At 73.6% G+C, this 15,735-nt stretch carries 14 protein-coding genes; 7 read left to right on the top strand and 7 right to left on the bottom strand.

All coding sequences use genetic code 11. From position 1 onward, the window contains the following. Positions 1 to 20 precede the first annotated feature (20 nt). Positions 21 to 383 (top strand): GntR family transcriptional regulator, encoded by a 363-nt coding sequence (locus ACMCNN_RS14100; protein ID WP_412746647.1) that lies wholly within the window; start codon positions 21 to 23, stop codon positions 381 to 383. 47 nt (positions 384 to 430) lie between these two features. On the opposite strand, the gene ACMCNN_RS14095 is transcribed toward ACMCNN_RS14100, so the two are convergent. Both ACMCNN_RS14095 and ACMCNN_RS14090 read right to left on the bottom strand, forming a co-directional pair. Next, entirely contained in the window at positions 431 to 1,564 is a 1,134-nt protein-coding gene (locus ACMCNN_RS14095) for a hypothetical protein (protein WP_412746646.1), read from the bottom strand. Between the two features lie 214 nt (positions 1,565 to 1,778). Next, on the bottom strand, positions 1,779 to 2,279 hold the full coding sequence (locus ACMCNN_RS14090) for a CAP domain-containing protein (RefSeq protein WP_412746645.1): 501 nt from the start codon (positions 2,277 to 2,279) through the stop codon (positions 1,779 to 1,781). 275 nt (positions 2,280 to 2,554) lie between these two features. Between ACMCNN_RS14090 and ACMCNN_RS14085 the strand changes: the two genes are divergently transcribed. Beyond that, positions 2,555 to 3,025 carry a DUF3592 domain-containing protein gene (locus ACMCNN_RS14085; RefSeq protein WP_412746644.1) on the top strand — a complete coding sequence of 157 codons (471 nt, stop codon included), beginning with the start codon at positions 2,555 to 2,557 and terminating at the stop codon, positions 3,023 to 3,025. 4 nt (positions 3,026 to 3,029) lie between these two features. On the opposite strand, the gene ACMCNN_RS14080 is transcribed toward ACMCNN_RS14085, so the two are convergent. The 4 genes from ACMCNN_RS14080 to ACMCNN_RS14065 form a co-directional block, all read right to left on the bottom strand. Next, positions 3,030 to 3,866, bottom strand: coding sequence for an undecaprenyl-diphosphate phosphatase (locus ACMCNN_RS14080; protein WP_412746643.1), 837 nt, complete (start codon positions 3,864 to 3,866; stop codon positions 3,030 to 3,032). A 52-nt stretch (positions 3,867 to 3,918) separates the two neighbouring features. Further along, positions 3,919 to 4,887 (bottom strand): tyrosine-type recombinase/integrase, encoded by a 969-nt coding sequence (locus ACMCNN_RS14075; RefSeq protein ID WP_412746642.1) that lies wholly within the window; start codon positions 4,885 to 4,887, stop codon positions 3,919 to 3,921. A gap of 119 nt (positions 4,888 to 5,006) precedes the next feature. Further along, on the bottom strand, positions 5,007 to 5,783 hold the full coding sequence (locus ACMCNN_RS14070; RefSeq protein ID WP_412746641.1) for an IS5 family transposase: 777 nt from the start codon (positions 5,781 to 5,783) through the stop codon (positions 5,007 to 5,009). Between the two features lie 189 nt (positions 5,784 to 5,972). Then, positions 5,973 to 6,830, bottom strand: a complete 858-nt coding sequence (locus ACMCNN_RS14065) for a sigma-70 family RNA polymerase sigma factor (RefSeq protein ID WP_412747168.1) — start codon at positions 6,828 to 6,830, stop codon at positions 5,973 to 5,975. Positions 6,831 to 7,410: 580 nt separating this feature from the next. Here ACMCNN_RS14065 and ACMCNN_RS14060 point away from each other — a divergent pair. The 5 genes from ACMCNN_RS14060 to ACMCNN_RS14040 all read left to right on the top strand — a co-directional run bounded on the left by ACMCNN_RS14060 (position 7,411) and on the right by ACMCNN_RS14040 (position 14,130). Further along, positions 7,411 to 9,084 (top strand): methyl-accepting chemotaxis protein, encoded by a 1,674-nt coding sequence (locus ACMCNN_RS14060; protein ID WP_412746640.1) that lies wholly within the window; start codon positions 7,411 to 7,413, stop codon positions 9,082 to 9,084. A 66-nt stretch (positions 9,085 to 9,150) separates the two neighbouring features. Further along, on the top strand, positions 9,151 to 10,749 hold the full coding sequence (locus ACMCNN_RS14055; RefSeq protein ID WP_412746639.1) for an IucA/IucC family protein: 1,599 nt from the start codon (positions 9,151 to 9,153) through the stop codon (positions 10,747 to 10,749). Between the two features lie 97 nt (positions 10,750 to 10,846). Then, on the top strand, positions 10,847 to 12,457 hold the full coding sequence (locus ACMCNN_RS14050; RefSeq protein WP_412746638.1) for an IucA/IucC family protein: 1,611 nt from the start codon (positions 10,847 to 10,849) through the stop codon (positions 12,455 to 12,457). Beyond that, a complete protein-coding gene (locus tag ACMCNN_RS14045) occupies positions 12,444 to 13,604 on the top strand; it encodes a type III PLP-dependent enzyme (RefSeq protein WP_412746637.1) in 1,161 nt (386 codons plus the stop codon). Before ACMCNN_RS14050 ends, ACMCNN_RS14045 begins: the two co-directional genes overlap by 14 nt. Positions 13,605 to 13,647: 43 nt before the next feature. Beyond that, on the top strand, positions 13,648 to 14,130 hold the full coding sequence (locus tag ACMCNN_RS14040; protein WP_412746636.1) for a hypothetical protein: 483 nt from the start codon (positions 13,648 to 13,650) through the stop codon (positions 14,128 to 14,130). A gap of 10 nt (positions 14,131 to 14,140) precedes the next feature. Here ACMCNN_RS14040 and murJ read toward each other — a convergent pair whose 3' ends face one another. Continuing rightward, positions 14,141 to 15,682: a murein biosynthesis integral membrane protein MurJ gene (gene murJ, locus ACMCNN_RS14035; RefSeq protein ID WP_412747167.1), complete on the bottom strand. Its 1,542-nt coding sequence runs from the start codon at positions 15,680 to 15,682 to the stop codon at positions 14,141 to 14,143. Positions 15,683 to 15,735 lie beyond the last annotated feature (53 nt).

Genomic DNA, 15,735 nt, shown 5'->3' with positions numbered 1-15,735 from the left:
GACACACAGGGGGCGCGTCCATGGACATCGTCATCGACGCGGCGTCGCCGGTGCCACCGTACGAACAGGTACGCACCCGCATCGCCGCGCTGGCCGCCACCGGCGCCCTGCCCGCCGGGACACGGCTGCCACCGGTACGGCAGCTCGCCGCCGACCTGGGCCTGGCCACGAACACGGTGGCCCGCGCGTACCGGGAGCTGGAACAGGCCGGGCTGGTGCAGACCCGCGGCCGGCTCGGCACCCTCGTCACGGCCCGCGCCGCGGGCGTACCCGAACAGGCGCACCGGCTCGCGCAACGCTACGCCGCGGACACCGCCGCGCTCGGGGTGGCGCCGCAGGCCGCCCTGGATCTGGTCCGCGCCGCCCTGCACCTGCCCGCCTGACCCGGACCCCCGGCGCGGCCGCGCTGGGGCGGCGGTCGGGCGGCGGGTCACGGCGACGCGGGCGCGTCCTCCCGCGCGGGCTCCTCCTCGGCGTCCGCGGTGAGGCGCAGCAGGGACACGCGGCGGGAGCGGTTGGCCAGCGCGTTGGTGATCAGAACGAGCAGGATGCCGACGCCCGCGTACAGGCTGAGGACGATCATCGGCTGGGTGACGGGAGCGGCGGGGAAGTAGAGGCTGTCGCGCACCAGGGTGGCGCCCGCACCGGTGGGCAGCACCTGCCCCAGGACACGGGCGACCGGCGGCAGGAACTCGGGCAGCACGGTCGCGCCGGAGATCGGCACACCGACCACGAAGTAGGCGGTACCCAGGAACGAACCGGCCGCGCCGATCAACGCGACCAGGCCCGCGACGGAACCGGTGATGGCCACCGACACCAGCAGGAACGCCCGGAACAGGTGGCTGTCGGTGCCCGCCGGGACCACCCCGAACGCGTGCGCCGCACCGAGCACCGCCGCGGCCGACGCCGCCGCGTAGACCAGCAGCGTCGCGGTGTGCCCCACGCCGCGCAGCAGCGACGGTCTGGTCCGCGCGCCGATGCGCCCCAAGCCGATCGAGGCGACCGTCGCGCCGATCGCCAGGGCCTGCACGAGCAGCCCGATCGACGCGCCGGTCCGATCGTCGGGCGGCAGGGCCACCACGTCCGTGATGGCCGGCGGCGTGGTGAGCTGCTGCACCGTGGCCGGCGGCACCGGCTGGCCCGCCGCGCTCAGCTGCTGCACCCGGTCGGCCGTCTGCTGCTGCGTCACGGAGGTGAACGCGGTCTTCAGCGCGTTGGACGCCGCGGTGCCGGCCGCGGAGGCGACATACAGGTGCGGCGGGGTGGTGGTGACGTCGAGTCCGCCGAAGATGTCCTTGGTCCTGATGGCGGCGATCATCGCGTCGGCCGACGGGTAGGGCTGCGCGGCGAACTGGCCCCCCTTGTCGATGGCGGCCTGCACCTTGGCCGCGTCCGCCGGCGCGGCAACGAAACCGACCGGCAGATCGTGCGGCTGGGGGGCGTGCGCCACGCTGAGGTAGTACGCCGACATCACGATCTGGATCACCCCGCCCGCCACGATCAGGCCGAGGACGGCCCACCGCAGCAGCCAGGGCCGCGACGGCCGGTCGGGGTCGGTGCTCATGGATGCCTCCCGTGGCGGTGGGCGTCACCGCCCCTGCGGCGACCTGGACCGGGGTACGCGCTTCGCACCGTATCCGGCCTTGATGACCATCGTGTCACCACGACCGTCCCGATGGGCGTTTCCGCGTGGGCCCGCAACTGTCCGGCCGGGAAACGGCGACCGGCCGGCTGCGATGGCATGCCGGCCGGGTCGTTTCGGGGAGGGTGCTGGTGGTTCAGCGCCAGCCGAATTCCTGGGTGTAGTAGGGGGTGCCGTTGGTGGAGTAGTAGACGCCGACGGCGAGGGCTCTGGCGCGGCAGTCGAGGATGTTGGCGCGGTGGCCGGGGCTGGCCATCCAGGCTTTCATGGTGGCGGAGGCGGTGGGGTAGCCGTAGGCGACGTTTTCGGCCATGGGCCAGGGGTAGCCGGCGCGGTGGGCGCGGGTGACGAAGCTGGAGCCGCCGGAGCCGATGTGGCTCATGCGGTTGGTGCGGGCCTGGTAGGCGGAGTGGCCGCGGGCGGCGAGCAGGAGGCGGGAGTCGAGGCGGAGGGGTTTGCAGCCGGCGCGGGTGCGGGTGTTGTTGGTGTAGGTGACCAGTTGGGACTGCAGGCTGCTGGTGGTGACCGCGGCGGCCCGGGCGGGGGTGGCCAGGGTGGTGGCGCCGATCAGCGCGGCGCCGGCGGTGGCCAGCGTCGCGAGGGCGGTGGTGAGGGTGGTGCGTACCGTGCGGCCCATGTTTCTTCTCCCCCGGTCGGTGTTGCGGCTGGGTGTCAGCCGGTCACGGGTTCGAGATTCGGGGGGTGGGGGTGCGTGGGCTGGTCACGGACGGTTGCCCGGCGGTTGCACCTCATCCGTTCGGCCGAGATCAGGGCACCGTACGGACGGACCGGCCCGCGGGATTCCGGCGTGGACGGTGCACCGGCAGTGACGGCGGTGCATGAACGGGCGCGGCGCGCCTACCCGCCGAACCGGCGATATGCCCGATGGACCGGCTCCGGTACCGTCGCGCCATGATCGACGAAGTCGGCCTTCCCGACAGCATGGGATGGGTCCCCGCGGTGCTCTACCTGGTCATGATCGGCATCCCGGCCCTGGCCGGCTGCGTCATGATCACAGCCGGGGTCCGCGGCATCCTCCGCAACCGCCGCATCGCCGACATCGGCTACGACGCCGACGCCGTCGTCGTCGACAACCAGCAACGCTCCGCCGGCGACGGACGCATCTCGTTCCGGCCCGTCGTCACCTACCGCACCCGCAGCGGCCAGGAGATCAAAGCCGTCATCGACGACGCGGTCAGCAACCGGTCGTACCTGACCGACACCCGCCTCCAGGTCCGCTACGACCCCGACCAGCCCGACCAGCCGGTCACCGCCGGCCGCGGCCCCCGCACCTCGATCACCACGATCGTGTTCGGGTTCGTCTTCCTCGGCTTCGCCGCGCTGGTCTACCAGATGCTGTCCTGGTCGCCGTTCGCGCGGTGAGCGCTCACTTCGCCGCGACCGCGCCCGTCGCCAGCAGCACCATCAGCAGCGCCCCCAGCACCAGCCGGTACGCGATGAAGATGCTGTACGAGTGCTTCGAGATGAACTTCAGCAACCACGCCACCGCCGCGTAACCCACCACGAAACTGGTCACGGTCGCGACGATCGTGGGCCCCCAGCCCACCCCGGCGGAGATGTTGCCCGCCTCCTTCGTCACCTCCAGCGCCGTCGCCCCCAGCAACGCCGGAATCGACAGGAAGAACGACAACTTCGTCACCGTCACCCGGTCGAAGTCACGCAGCAGACCCGCGCACATCGTCGCCCCCGACCGCGACACCCCGGGGACCAGCGCCAGACACTGCGTCACGCCGATGATCAGCGTGTCCTTCCAGGTCACGTCGTCCTCGTGGCGGATCTGCGTCGCCGCGTGGTCCGCGAACGCCATCACCCCGCTGAACAGGATCAGCGACGCCGCCACGAACCACAGGCTGCGCAGCGTCGTCTCGATCGTGTCCTTGAACGCGAACCCCACCAGGATGATCGGGATCGACCCCAGGATCACCGCCCACCCGAACCGGTAGTCCGCGTCGTCGCGCCGATCCTTGCTGAACACACCCCGCAACCAGGCGGGCACGATCCGTGCGATGTCGCGCCGCAGGAAGATCGTCGTCGCCAGCACCGCACCCGACTGGATGATCGCCGTGAACGCCACGATGTCCGGATCGTCCAGCTGGTACCCCAGCAGCTTCTCCATGATCGTCAGGTGGCCCGTACTCGAGACAGGCAGAAACTCGGTGATGCCCTCGACCGCGCCGAGCAGCACCGCTTCGAAGATGTTCAACCCAACCCCGTCTCCTGAACCGACCGACGACCGGTCGAGAATAGGGGGTCGGTCAAAGCCCGGCGCGGCGGACCCGCGCCGCCGCCAACGTGTACGCCGGATCCCGGTCCAGGTTGTGCCGGTCCCGGTCATACCGACGGGTGGTTCGCGGATCCGCGTGTCCCATCGCGTCCTGCACATCCTCCAGCGGCACACCCTCGGCCCGCGCCGACGTCGCGAACGCATGCCGCAGCGAATGCGGCGACAACCGCTCCCACCCCGCCACACCCGCCGCCCGCGCCAGCCGCCGCACCAGCCGGAACACCGCATGCCGGTCCACCCGGCCACCCGAGGCCGTCACAAACAACGGCCCCTGCGCCGCCCCCGGCCGCACCAGCAGATACGCGTCCAGCGCCGCCGCCGCACCCGGCGTCAGCACCCGCCGCCGCGGCCGCCCACCCTTGCCGACGAACCGTACGGTGCGGTGCCCGCGCTCGGCACCCACATCCCCCACGTCCAGGCCGACCAGCTCACCCACCCGCAGCCCCAGGTCAGCCATCATCGTCACCATCGCCCGGTGCCGCACCGCCGCCGGACCCGCATCCGCCTCCGCCGCCGCCAGCACCGCGTCCACCTGCTCGGCGGACAACCCCACCGTCGCCGAATGATCCCGCGACACGTACGGGCGATCCGCTCCCCCGACCGGGTTCGCCTGCACAGCCCGCACCTTCACCAGAAAGTCGTACCAGCTCGACACGCCCGACAACTTGCGCGCCACCGTCGCCGCCGACAACCGCCGGCCCGACCGCGGATCCACCCGCTCCTCCAACTCGCGGGCGTACGCGTTCACGTCCAGGAAGGACGCCCGCAACGGATCCAGCTCCCGGGCCGCACACCACCCCAGCCACCCCGCCACATCCCGCCGGTACGCCGCCAGGGTGTGCTCCGACAACCGCCGGTTCGCCAGCCACGCCTCCGTGACCTGCTCCGCACCGCCGTCACGCGGGAGCACACCACCGGCCTGCCGCGGCACCAGAGACATGCGCCCATGCTGCCAAACCACCCGCCACCCGCCACCGGAGGACACGCGGGTGCGCCACGGGTTCCCTCAGTGAGTGTTTGAGAGTGGTGCTACTCGGGCGCGGTGACGAACCGGCGCCGCTATCGGGTAGCGGGTTTGCCGCGGTCGAGGCGCCGGACCATGGTGTTGATGGCGGCCCAACGGATCAAGGCTTCGGACACGGCAGGGTCGCGTTCGTAGTCGCGGGCCAGGCGCCGATGGGCGGTGAGCCAGGCCAGGCTGCGTTCCACGACCCACCGCTTCGGGTGTACGACGAACCCACGCTGCTCGGCCGGCTTACGCACGATCTCCACGCTCGTGCGCAGCGTGCCGGCAGCCCACTCGACCAGCCGTCCGGCGAAGCCCTGGTCGGCGAACACATGCCGGATCGGGCTGGACAGGTACAGACTCAGCAACGTCGTACGGGCGCCGTCGCGGTCCTGCCACGACGCGGCCATCACGCAGACCACCACCAGCAGGCCCACGGTGTCGGTGACGATGAACCGCTTGCGCCCGTTGACCTTCTTCCCAGCGTCGTAGCCGCGAGAGTCCCGGCCGACAGTGTCGGCTGCCTTGACGCTCTGCGAGTCGATGACTCCCGCGCTCGGTACCGGTTCACGGCCCTCGGCAATGCGGACCTGCTCGCGCAGCTCCTCCAGGATCCGTGCGGTGACCTCGCGCTTCTCCCACTGCTGGAACTGCCAGTAGACCGTCTGCCAGGGCGGAAAATCGACCGGCAACTGTCGCCACGAGCAGCCGCTGCGCACGACGTACAGGATCGCGTCCACGATCGCTCGGCGAGGGTGCTTCGGGATCCGCCCTGGCGACTTGATCAGCGGGAGCATCGGCTCCACGATCTCCCACTGTGCATCAGTCAAATCCGACGGATACCTGCGCTCACGCTCCACACCCAGCTCATCGAGCCAGCTGACCACCTGCGTCAGACACGCCGTCCGACACCACTCTCAAACACTCACTCAGAGCCACATGTCCCCGGACAAACGACGGCGGCCGTCGCGCCCCCACCCCGGGACGCGACGGCCGCTACCGCCGAACAAGCACCACCCTCAGGCGGCCACCGCCACCTTCATGCCCTGCGCGTCGGTCACCGCCAGGCGCGTCGCCATCGTGCTGCGCCCCGCGATCTGCGCCGCGTACGCCGCCCGGCGCCGCGCCACGCAACCGTCCTTGGCCGCCGCGGTCTCCTGCTGCTCCATGTGCGTGGTCAGGCCGTCGCGCAGCAGCGCCAGCGCCTCGGTCCGCAGCTGCGAAACCCGGGACTCGGTGACGCCCAGCTCCGCCGCGACCTCCGACAGGGGCCGCTCCTGCAGGAACGACGACTCCACCACGAAGCGCAGCCGCTCCGGCAGCACCGACACCGCGTCGTGCAGGTAGCCCAGACGCTCCCGGTGCAGCAGCATCTCCTCCGGCGTCAGCGCCGCATCGGTCACCATGTCCTCGGCCGTACCGGCCGCGAAGCCCTGCAGCGACAGCACCGCCGCCCGCTGCACGTCGTCCTCGATGTTGGCCAGCTCGTTCACGCCCACACCCAGCAGCTCGGCCAGCTCCGTCGCGCTCGGCGTACGCCCCAGCTGCGTGGTCAGCTCCTGCCGCGCCACATCCGCGCGCCGCGCCCGGGCCCGCACCGACCGGCTCGCCCAGTCCATGCTGCGCAGCTCGTCCAGCAGCGCCCCCCGGACCCGCACCGCCGCGAACCGGCCGAACGGGATGCCCCGGCTCGCGTCGAACGCCTGCGCGGCGGTCACCAGAGCGGCGTACCCGGCCGACGCCAGATCGTCACGGTGCACGTGGGCCGGAACCTTGAACAGCATCTCGCGGACCATGTGACCGACCAGCGGCATGTTCTCGCGGATCAGAAGTTCCTGCTCGCGGGTGACGGTCTTCGTCGTGGTGGCTGCGCTCATCATGTTTCCCCTCAGGTCCGTCGCCGTGACGGCTCAGCGGCTGACAGGGGAAACTTTTCGGGACTCTGGGTGCAGCACACGGTCGCTGTCGGTTGCAGCCGGGTTGCACAGGTCAAGCACAGCTCAAGCAAGCTCAAGCCCGGCTCAAGAGAGCCGATCGCGAGCGCTCCGCGCGGCACACCCGCGCCGCACAATCACACGGTCGGCCCGCGCGAGCCGCCCATGAGGTTTCGGAGCAGGCAACGCCCGCGGAATGGCGTGGCGCGCGCCACATTCGGCCGAATTCGCCGCCCGCGTCCCACCAGCACCACCGCCCGCCGCACGGCGGCACCCACCCGACCGTCCAGGCAGCTCCTCCCCGGCCCCGAGCCAAGTCAAGGAGGGGTGGTCGTTGCTTCCTTTTTGGGTTTTCTGGTCTGTGCCGGGCGGTATGTGCGGACGCACATCCGGTAGGGCGTCCTAGGATGTTCCCGAGTAATGGACGGCGGGACGCAGGTCCTCAGGGGCCGCCGCGCCGGGACCGAACAGCCGGTAACTCGCCGGCCCCGGCGGGCGCGCCGAAGCGAAGGGCTCCCAGCTCATGTCCCCCTCTCGTCCCCGGGATCTGCGACAGGCCACCATCACCAAAGCCGCCATCGGCACCCTGGTGGTGATCACCGGCCTGCTGGTCCTCGCCGTCACGCTGGTCACCTCGGCGGTCAGCGCCGAGAAGCGGGCCTTCGAACGGCAGGCCCGGTTCAAGGCACTCGGCCTGCAACTCCAGGGCGCCTCCGACTACCTCACCAACGAGGGCCGCCTGTACGCGGCCACCGCCGACCGCACGCACCTGAACAACTACTGGACCGAGATCACGATCACCAAGACCCGTGACAAGGTCGTCGGCCAGCTCAAGGAGCTCGGCGCCACCGCCGACGAGATCGCGCTCATCGACCAGGCAAAGGCGAACTCCGACGCGCTGGTCAAGACCGAGTCCCGGTCCCAGCGGCTGGTGCTGGAGGCCGCCGGCACGGCCGCGTCCGGCATGCCGCCCGCGATCGCCGAGACCACGCTCAGCCCCGCCGACCAGGCCCTGAGCCCGGCCGCCAAGCGCGACACCGCCCGTACGATCATGTTCGACGACACCTACGCCGCCAACAAGGCGGTGATCACCGGACCGATCGAGAAGTTCCAGACGGTCCTCAACCAGCGTTCGGCGCGAGCCGTCGCCGGGGCCACCACCCAGACCGGCATGTCGGTCGGGCTGCTCATCGCCCTCGCCGTGCTGCTGCCCCTGGCCATCGGCGGCGTGCTGTACCTGCTGCAGTCGAAGGTCGGCCGCGTCATCGTCGCCTACAACGACGCGCTGCGCGCCCGCGACCCCGACGACCTGAGCTTCCGGCTCACCCCGGCCGGCACCCGGGAACTGTCCGCCCTGGCCGAGACGCTCAACGAGGAACTGGCCAGCAAGCTCATGCTCGTGCGCGGCGTCGCCGACAGCGTCGACGCGCTGGCCTCGGCCTCCCAGGAACTGTCGGCGACCGGCGAGCTGGTGGCCAACAACGCCGAGCAGGCCAGCCTCCAGGTCGGCGTGGTCAACCACGCCGCCGACGACGTCGCCGGCCACGTGCAGAGCGTCGCCGCCGCGTCCGAGGAGATGGGCATGTCGATCCGGGAGATCGCCGAGAACGCCAACGAGGCCGCCCAGGTCGGCACCAACGCGGTGCAACTGGCCGAGGCGACCAACCACAGCATCACGCGGCTCGGCGAGTCGTCGCAGGAGATCGGCAACGTCATCAAGGTGATCACCTCGATCGCGGAGCAGACCAACCTGCTGGCCCTCAACGCCACCATCGAGGCCGCCCGGGCCGGTGACGCCGGCAAGGGCTTCGCGGTGGTCGCCGGCGAGGTCAAGGACCTCGCGCAGGAGACCGCGAAGGCCACCGAGGACATCTCCCTGCGGATCAACGCCATCCAGACCGACACCCAGGGGGCGGTCTCCGCCATCGCCGAGATCACCCAGGTCATCGACAAGATCAACGAGTACCAGACGATCATCGCCAGCGCGGTCGAGGAGCAGACCGCCACCACCAGCGAGATCAACCGCAGCGTGTCCGACGCGGCCACCGGTTCCGGTGAGATCGCCGCCAACCTCGCCGGGGTGTCCCAAGCCGCGCAGGGCGTCGCCGACGGCATCGCCGAGGCCAAGCGCGCCACCGGGGAACTCGCCCGGATGGGCTCCGACCTGCAGGCGATGATCAGCCACTACCGCTACTGACCCCCACCACACTCCCGGCAGGGGTGCGCCGCACGCGCGGTGGACCCCTGCCGGGAGAATGGGCGGGTGCCTCAGCCGACCGACCGGCCCACCACCGACCCGGCGCACACCCGCGACTCGCTCACCGTGCTGCGCCCCGACCTGCTCACCGCCTACGACGCGGCACTGCCCGCCGCCCGCGCCGCCGTCCTGGCCCGACTGATCGGCGCCCTCGACCGCGAATCCCTGCCCGGCGTGCGGCCCACCCCTGCGGATCCCGCAGACCTGCGGTGGTGCCTCGACGACGGCCGCGTGGTGCGCGCACCCGCCGCCCACGCGGCGCCGTTCGCGGACGCACCGGCCGGGCTCACCGTCCACGTCGGCACCGCCGCCCACACCGACCCCGCAGCTCTGCTGCGCAGCCTGGACCTGCCCGGCGGCGACCGGCTCGCCGCCGAACTGGACGACAGCGTCGCCAATCTCGCGCTGGCCCGCGCCGACCGGCCCGCCCCGCACGGCGGCACCCCGGCACTCAAGGCCGCCGCCGGCGACGCCGACGGCCTCGGCCACCTCGAACAGGCCGTCACCGACGGGCACCCCCTGCACCCGTGCTGCCGCACCCGCGCCGGGCTGAGCACCGCCGACGTCCTCGCGTACGCGCCGGAGCACCGGCCGGTGGTGCGGCTGCGCCGCCTGCGGGTACCCCCCGACCGGTGGCACGGCAACGCCCCGCCGATCCTGTACGCCCACCCCTGGCAGGCGCGGCGCCTGCTGGCCGAACACCCGTGGCTGACCGACGACGGCGACACCGCCCCCGCGCGCCCGCTGATGTCGCTGCGCACCCTCGCCCCGCTCGGCGGCGGCGACCACGTCAAGACCGCCGTCGACGTACAGATGACCTCCGCGGTCCGCACGGTCTCCCCCGCCGCGGTGCACAACGGGCCGCCACTGTCGACCCTGCTGGCGGAACTCACCCGGGACCTGCCGCTGACCGTCCTGGCCGAAACTGCCGCCGGTGCCGCCCTCGTCGACGGCGCACCCGACCGGCGGCTGTCCTACCTGCGCCGCCGCGCCCCGCACGTCGCGCCCGGCGAGACGGTGGTGCCGCTGGCCGCCCTGTCCGCGGCCTCACCCGCCGACGGGCGGCCCCTGTTCACCGAGGCGGTCCGCGACCACGGCGCGGGCCCGTACACGTGGCTGGCCGACCTGGCCAGGGTGCTGGTGGCGCCGCTGCTGACGGTGCTGGACCGCGGCGTCGCGCTGGAGGCGCACGGGCAGAACACCCTGGTGGTCCTGCACGCCGGGCGCCCGGCCCGGATCGTGTACCGCGACCTGGGCGGGATCCGGGTCAGCGCGCGCCGGGTGCGGGCTGCCGGGTGCGACTGCCCGCCCCTGCAGGGCGACCTGCCCACCGACGACGACGCCGTGCTGCGTACCAAGCTGGCCGCCGCCCTGGGAACGGTCCTCGGGGAGCTGGTCGCCGGGCTGGCCCGCCACCACGGCGCGGAACCCGACCGGCTGTGGGCGGTGCTGGGCGCCGCGTTCCGGGCCGCCGGCACCGCCGACGCCGACCGGCTGGTGCGGGACCCGCTGCCGGTCAAGGCCACCACCGCGATGCGGCTGGCCACCGACCCGCTGACCGACCGGTGGGCCTACCTGCCCAACCCCCTGGCGGCCACGGCATGACCGACCGCACCGCAGCGCAGCAAGGGCCGGGAGGGCATGCCCGCAGGCACCGCATGACCGACCGCACCGCAGCGCAGCAAGGGCCGGGAGGGACCGCATGACCCGGAGCCTGGCGGGGGCGCGGCTGGCCGCGGCGGCCGCGCACGCCGAGGCCGCGCTGGCCGTGCACGCGCCCGAGCTGGTCGACGGGTTCCTGGCGGCGCTGCCGGGCGCCGCCGACACGGTCGGGCGGCGGCTGCGCGGCGCCCTCGTCCGTGAGGGCCTCGCCGCGGACGCCGGCGGCGGGCGCCGCCACGGGTTCGGCCGCGTCGAGTACGACCACGCGGGCGCCGCCGACCCGGCCGACCTGCTCCCCGCCGGGCTGCCCGGCAACGCCGCCGGTTTCGCCGCGGAACTGCGCAACGCCGTGGTCAACCTCGCCATCGCCGAGGCCCGCGCCGGGGCACACCCGGTGACCGGCGACGACCCGGACGCCGCCGCGCTGCGCCTGGAACGCCTCGCCGTGGCGGGCCACAACCTGCACCCGTGCGGGCGTACCCGGCTCGGCTGGGACACCACCGACGTGCTGGCCCACGACCTGGAGGCCGGGCACACCACGGTGGGGTTCGTGGCCGTACGCGCCGACGCGCACTCCGGCGACGACCTCGGCGCGGCGCTGGCCGGGGCCTATCCGCAGCTGCCGGCCGCGCCGCCGGGGTACCGGCTGCAGCCGGTGCACCCGTGGCAACGCGACACCGTGCTGCCCGAGCGCCACGGCGACCTGCTGCGCGCGGGCGCCGTACGCATCCTCGACGCGGAGCTGCCCGCGGCACCCACCGCGGCGTTGCGCACCCTGCTGCTGCCGCCCGCCGCCGACGGACGCCGCCACTACGCCAAGGTGTCCCTGGACATCCAGGTCACCTCGACGCGCCGCAGCATCAGCGTGGCCAGCACCCGCAACGGCCCGGCGATCGCCCGGCTGCTGGCCGCGATGCTGACCGACGACCCGGACGGCCACCGGCTGCTGCTGATGGCCGAGACCGCGGGCGCCGCCGTGCCGGCGGGCAGCGGGCGGGACGTGTCGGCGATCCTGCGCGACGGGCTCACCGGCCGGCTCGCCCCCGGCGAGCAGGCCGTGCCCGGCGGTGCGCTGCCGCAGCTGGTGTCCGGGTTGGTCACCGCGTCCGGGCTGGGGCCGCGCGGCTGGCTGTCGGCGTACGCGCGGCTGCTGCTGCCGCCGCTGCTGCGGCTGACGGCCCGCGGCGCGGCCCTGGAGGCGCACCTGCAGAACTGCCTGCCCACCTTCGTGGACGGCCGGCCGCACCGGCTGGCCGTGCGCGACTTCGCCGGGCTGCGGCTGCATCCGGGGCGGCTCGCGGCGGCCGGGCACACCGTCACGCTGTGGCCGGGTTCGGTGGTCGCCACCGGCGAGGCCGACGTGTTGCGCGCCAAACTCGGCTACACCGCGCTGCAGGCCCACCTCGGTGAGCTGATCATCCGGCTCGGTGCGGCGCACGGGCTGGATGAGGACGCCGCGTGGCGGGAGGTCCGCGCCGTCGTGGACGACACGTACGCCGGGCTCGGCGACACCCGCGGCGGGGTCGCCCGCGCCGACCACGCCGCGTTCACCGCGCCGACGATGGCCCACAAGGCCCTGGTCCGGATGCGGCTGCACGGTGACGGCGACGCCTACGTGCCCGTATCGAATCCGCTGCATGCGCACGCCTGAGCGGGTCGCCGCCGCGCTGCGGGACCTGCCGCGGCCGGTGTGCGCGTACGTCTACGACACCGCGGCGGCCCGCGAGCGCGCCGCCGCGGTCCGCGCCGCCCTGCCCCCGGCAGCGACCCTGCTGTACGCGGTGAAGGCCAACGGCCATCCCGCGCTCGTGGAGGCCCTGGGCGCGGCCTGCGACGGCCTGGAGGTGGCCAGCGGCGGCGAACTGGCCCTGGCGGTGGCCACGGGCGCCCGCCGGATCGTGTTCGGCGGCCCGGCCAAGACCGACGCCGAGCTGGCCGCCGCCCTGGCCGCGGGCGCGCAGGTCAACGTCGAGAGCGGACACGAGCTGCGCCGTCTCGATGCGGCGGCGCGGGCGGCATGCCTGGTCGCCGGCATCACGGTACGGGTCAACCGGGCGGGCGCCGCGCTGCCGGGCAGCCACGCGATGACCGGCACGGCCACCCCGTTCGGTGTCGACGAACGCGACCTGCCCGGCGTGCTGGCGCTGGCCGCCACCCTGCCCGCGGTCCGGGTGCACGGCTTCCACCTGCACGCCGTCTCCAACAACCTGGACGCGGGTGCGCACGCCGCGTTCGTCGCCGACGCGCTGGCCTGGTCCCGCGCCCGTGCCGCCGCGCACGGCGTCGACCTGCGGGTGGTCAACGTCGGCGGCGGCCTCGGCGTCGACTACACCGGGCAGGCCACGATGGACCTTCCGGCGCTGGGCGCCGGGCTCGCCGGGCTCGACCTCACCGGCCTGGACCTGATCGTCGAACCGGGCCGGATCCTGGCCGCCGACGCGGGCTGGTACGCCGCCGAGGTGCTCGACCTCAAGCACACCCACGGCCGGTGGTTCGCGGTGCTGCGCGGCGGCACCCACCACTTCCGGCTGCCCGCGGCGTGGGGCTACAGCCACCCGTTCGCGGTGCTGCCCGTCGACGACTGGCCGTACGGGTGGGCGCGGCCCGAGGTCCGCGACGTCGCCGTCGACGCGGTCGGTGAGCTGTGCACCCCCCGCGACGTGCTGGCCCGCGGCCACCCGGTGTCCCGGCTGCGGATCGGCGACGTGCTGGTGTTCGCGCGCACCGGCGCGTACGGCTGGGACATCTCCCACCACGACTTCCTGCGCCACCCGCACCCGCACGTCGTGGTGCTCTGACGCGGGCACACCGCGGGGCCCGTCCCCGGTAGGGTGCGGCCTCGTGCTGATCGTGACCTCGCCGCCGCCCGACCGCCGGCTCATCGCCGCCGCCGTCCGCCACAAGTCCACGGGTGTCCTGTGGATGTTCCGCATCCTCGGGCTGCTGCTTGTCGTGATCTCCCTGGTCGACCTGCTCACGTCCGGGCTGTCCGGCGTGCCGGGGATCGTCCTCGGCCTCCTGGCCGTGTTCGGGGTGCCACCCTGGCTGGTCGGCCGGGCGGTGAACCGCTGCTGGCGGATCTTCGGCGCCGACGGCACCTTCACCCTCACCGACTGGGGTGTGCAGCGCGACAACCCGCTCACCAGGATCGGCTACGCCTGGTCCCTGGTGAAGAGCGTCGAGGAACTGCCCGGCCAGCTGATCTTCTCGCTGTCCACGGCCGGCTTCCTGCCGCTGCCCACCGGCACGCTCGCCCCGGGCGAACGCGAGCAGATCCTCGCCATGGCCGCCCACCAGGGCGTACCGGTGAGCGCACGCGGCTGAGCGGCGCCGGTCAGCGCAGCAGGACCAGGCGCCGCAGCTCCGACAGGCGCACCATCCGGGCGGCACCGGCGTAACCGACGGCACCGGCCGCACCGGCCACCACCACCGTGACCAGCGCGCCCAGCCAGCCGGGCGCCACCACCGGCGCCAACTCCCGGCTGGCCACCAGCGCACAGCCCGCCCCCGCACCCGCCGCGACCAGCACCCGCAGATGCGTCCGCACCAGCCGGTGGCCGTCGAGGCGGCCCAGCCGGGCGCGCAACGCCAGCGCCGTCGCGGCCAGGCCGAGGGTGTAGGCGACCGCGTACGCGACCGGCACCCCGATCACGACCCGCTCCGGGGGCAGCAGCCCCGCCGCGACCAGGCATCCCGCCACCCCCGCCGCGGAGGTTCCCGCGGTGATCAGCGCCGGGGTCCTGGTGTCCTGCAACGCGTAGAAGCCCCGCTGCAGCACCATGTACCCGGTGAACGGCACCAGCGCGACCCCGAACGCCGCCAGGACCGCGCCCAGCAGGGCCACCGTCGGCGCCGCGCTGCGGCCGTGGGCGAACAGCAGCACCGCGATCTGCGGGCCCAGCAGCATCAACGCCACCGCGACCGGCGCCACGGCCACCACCGCGATCCGCGCGGCCAGCGACAGGTCACCGATGACCTGCTCATGGTCACGGCGCGCCGCGCTGCGGCTCAGCCGGGGCATCAGCGCGGTCATCACCGACACCGCGACGACCGCGAACGGCACCTGGAACACCGTGAACGCGTGCTGGTACGCGCTCAGGCCGCCCGGCCCGCCGCGCGACGCCACCCGGGTGGCCACCGCCAGCAGCACCTGGGCGGCGCCGACCGACAGCAGCGCCCACCCGCCGACGCGGGCGATGCGCCGCAGGGCGACACCGCGCGGATCGGCCCGCAGCCGGACCGGGAAGCCGCTGCGCGACAACGACCACACCACGACCGCCGTCTGCGCCAGTACCCCGGCGCTGGTGCCGAGCCCGAGCAGGGTCAGCTCACCGGTGGTCAGCTCACCCACGCGGGTGGTTCCCCCGGCCGCGAGGTAGCCCAGCCCGACCGCGATCACCACCAGGCTGTTGGCCAGCGGCGCCCACATCGGCGCGGCGAAGCGCCCCCGCACGGTGAGCACCGCGCCGGCGGTGGCGCTGACGCCGTAGAAGAGGATCTGCGGCAGGAAGAAGCGGCTGAACGCCACCGCCAGCTCCCGCTGCGCGGCGGTGAAGCCGGGACCGTAGATCCGGACCAGCCACGGCGCGGCGACCAGGGCGAGCAGGGTGAGGGCGGTCAGCGCGTACACGGTCAGCGACAGCAGCCGCTGTGCGTAGCCGACCCCCGCGTCGTCGTCGGTCGCCGCGGCCCTGGCCAGCATCGGCACCACGACGCTGGCCAGCACCCCGCCCGCGACCACCTCGAAGACCGCGTTGGGCAGGGTGTTCGCCACGTTGTAGCTGTCGAGCAGGCGGCTGCCCAGGCCCAGCGCCGCGGTCAGCACGAGAATCCGGACGAATCCGGCGGCGCGGGACGCCACGGTCGCGACGGCCATCGCCCGGCCCGCACGTCCCAACGATCGATCTCCCACGATGACCTTCCTAGCGC

Origin of the sequence: Krasilnikovia sp. MM14-A1004 (genome assembly GCF_047159485.1) — a bacterium.
GTDB lineage: Bacteria > Actinomycetota > Actinomycetes > Mycobacteriales > Micromonosporaceae > Actinoplanes.
Note: the sequence above shows the minus strand (reverse complement) of the source record. Positions and strands in the feature narration are given on the sequence as shown.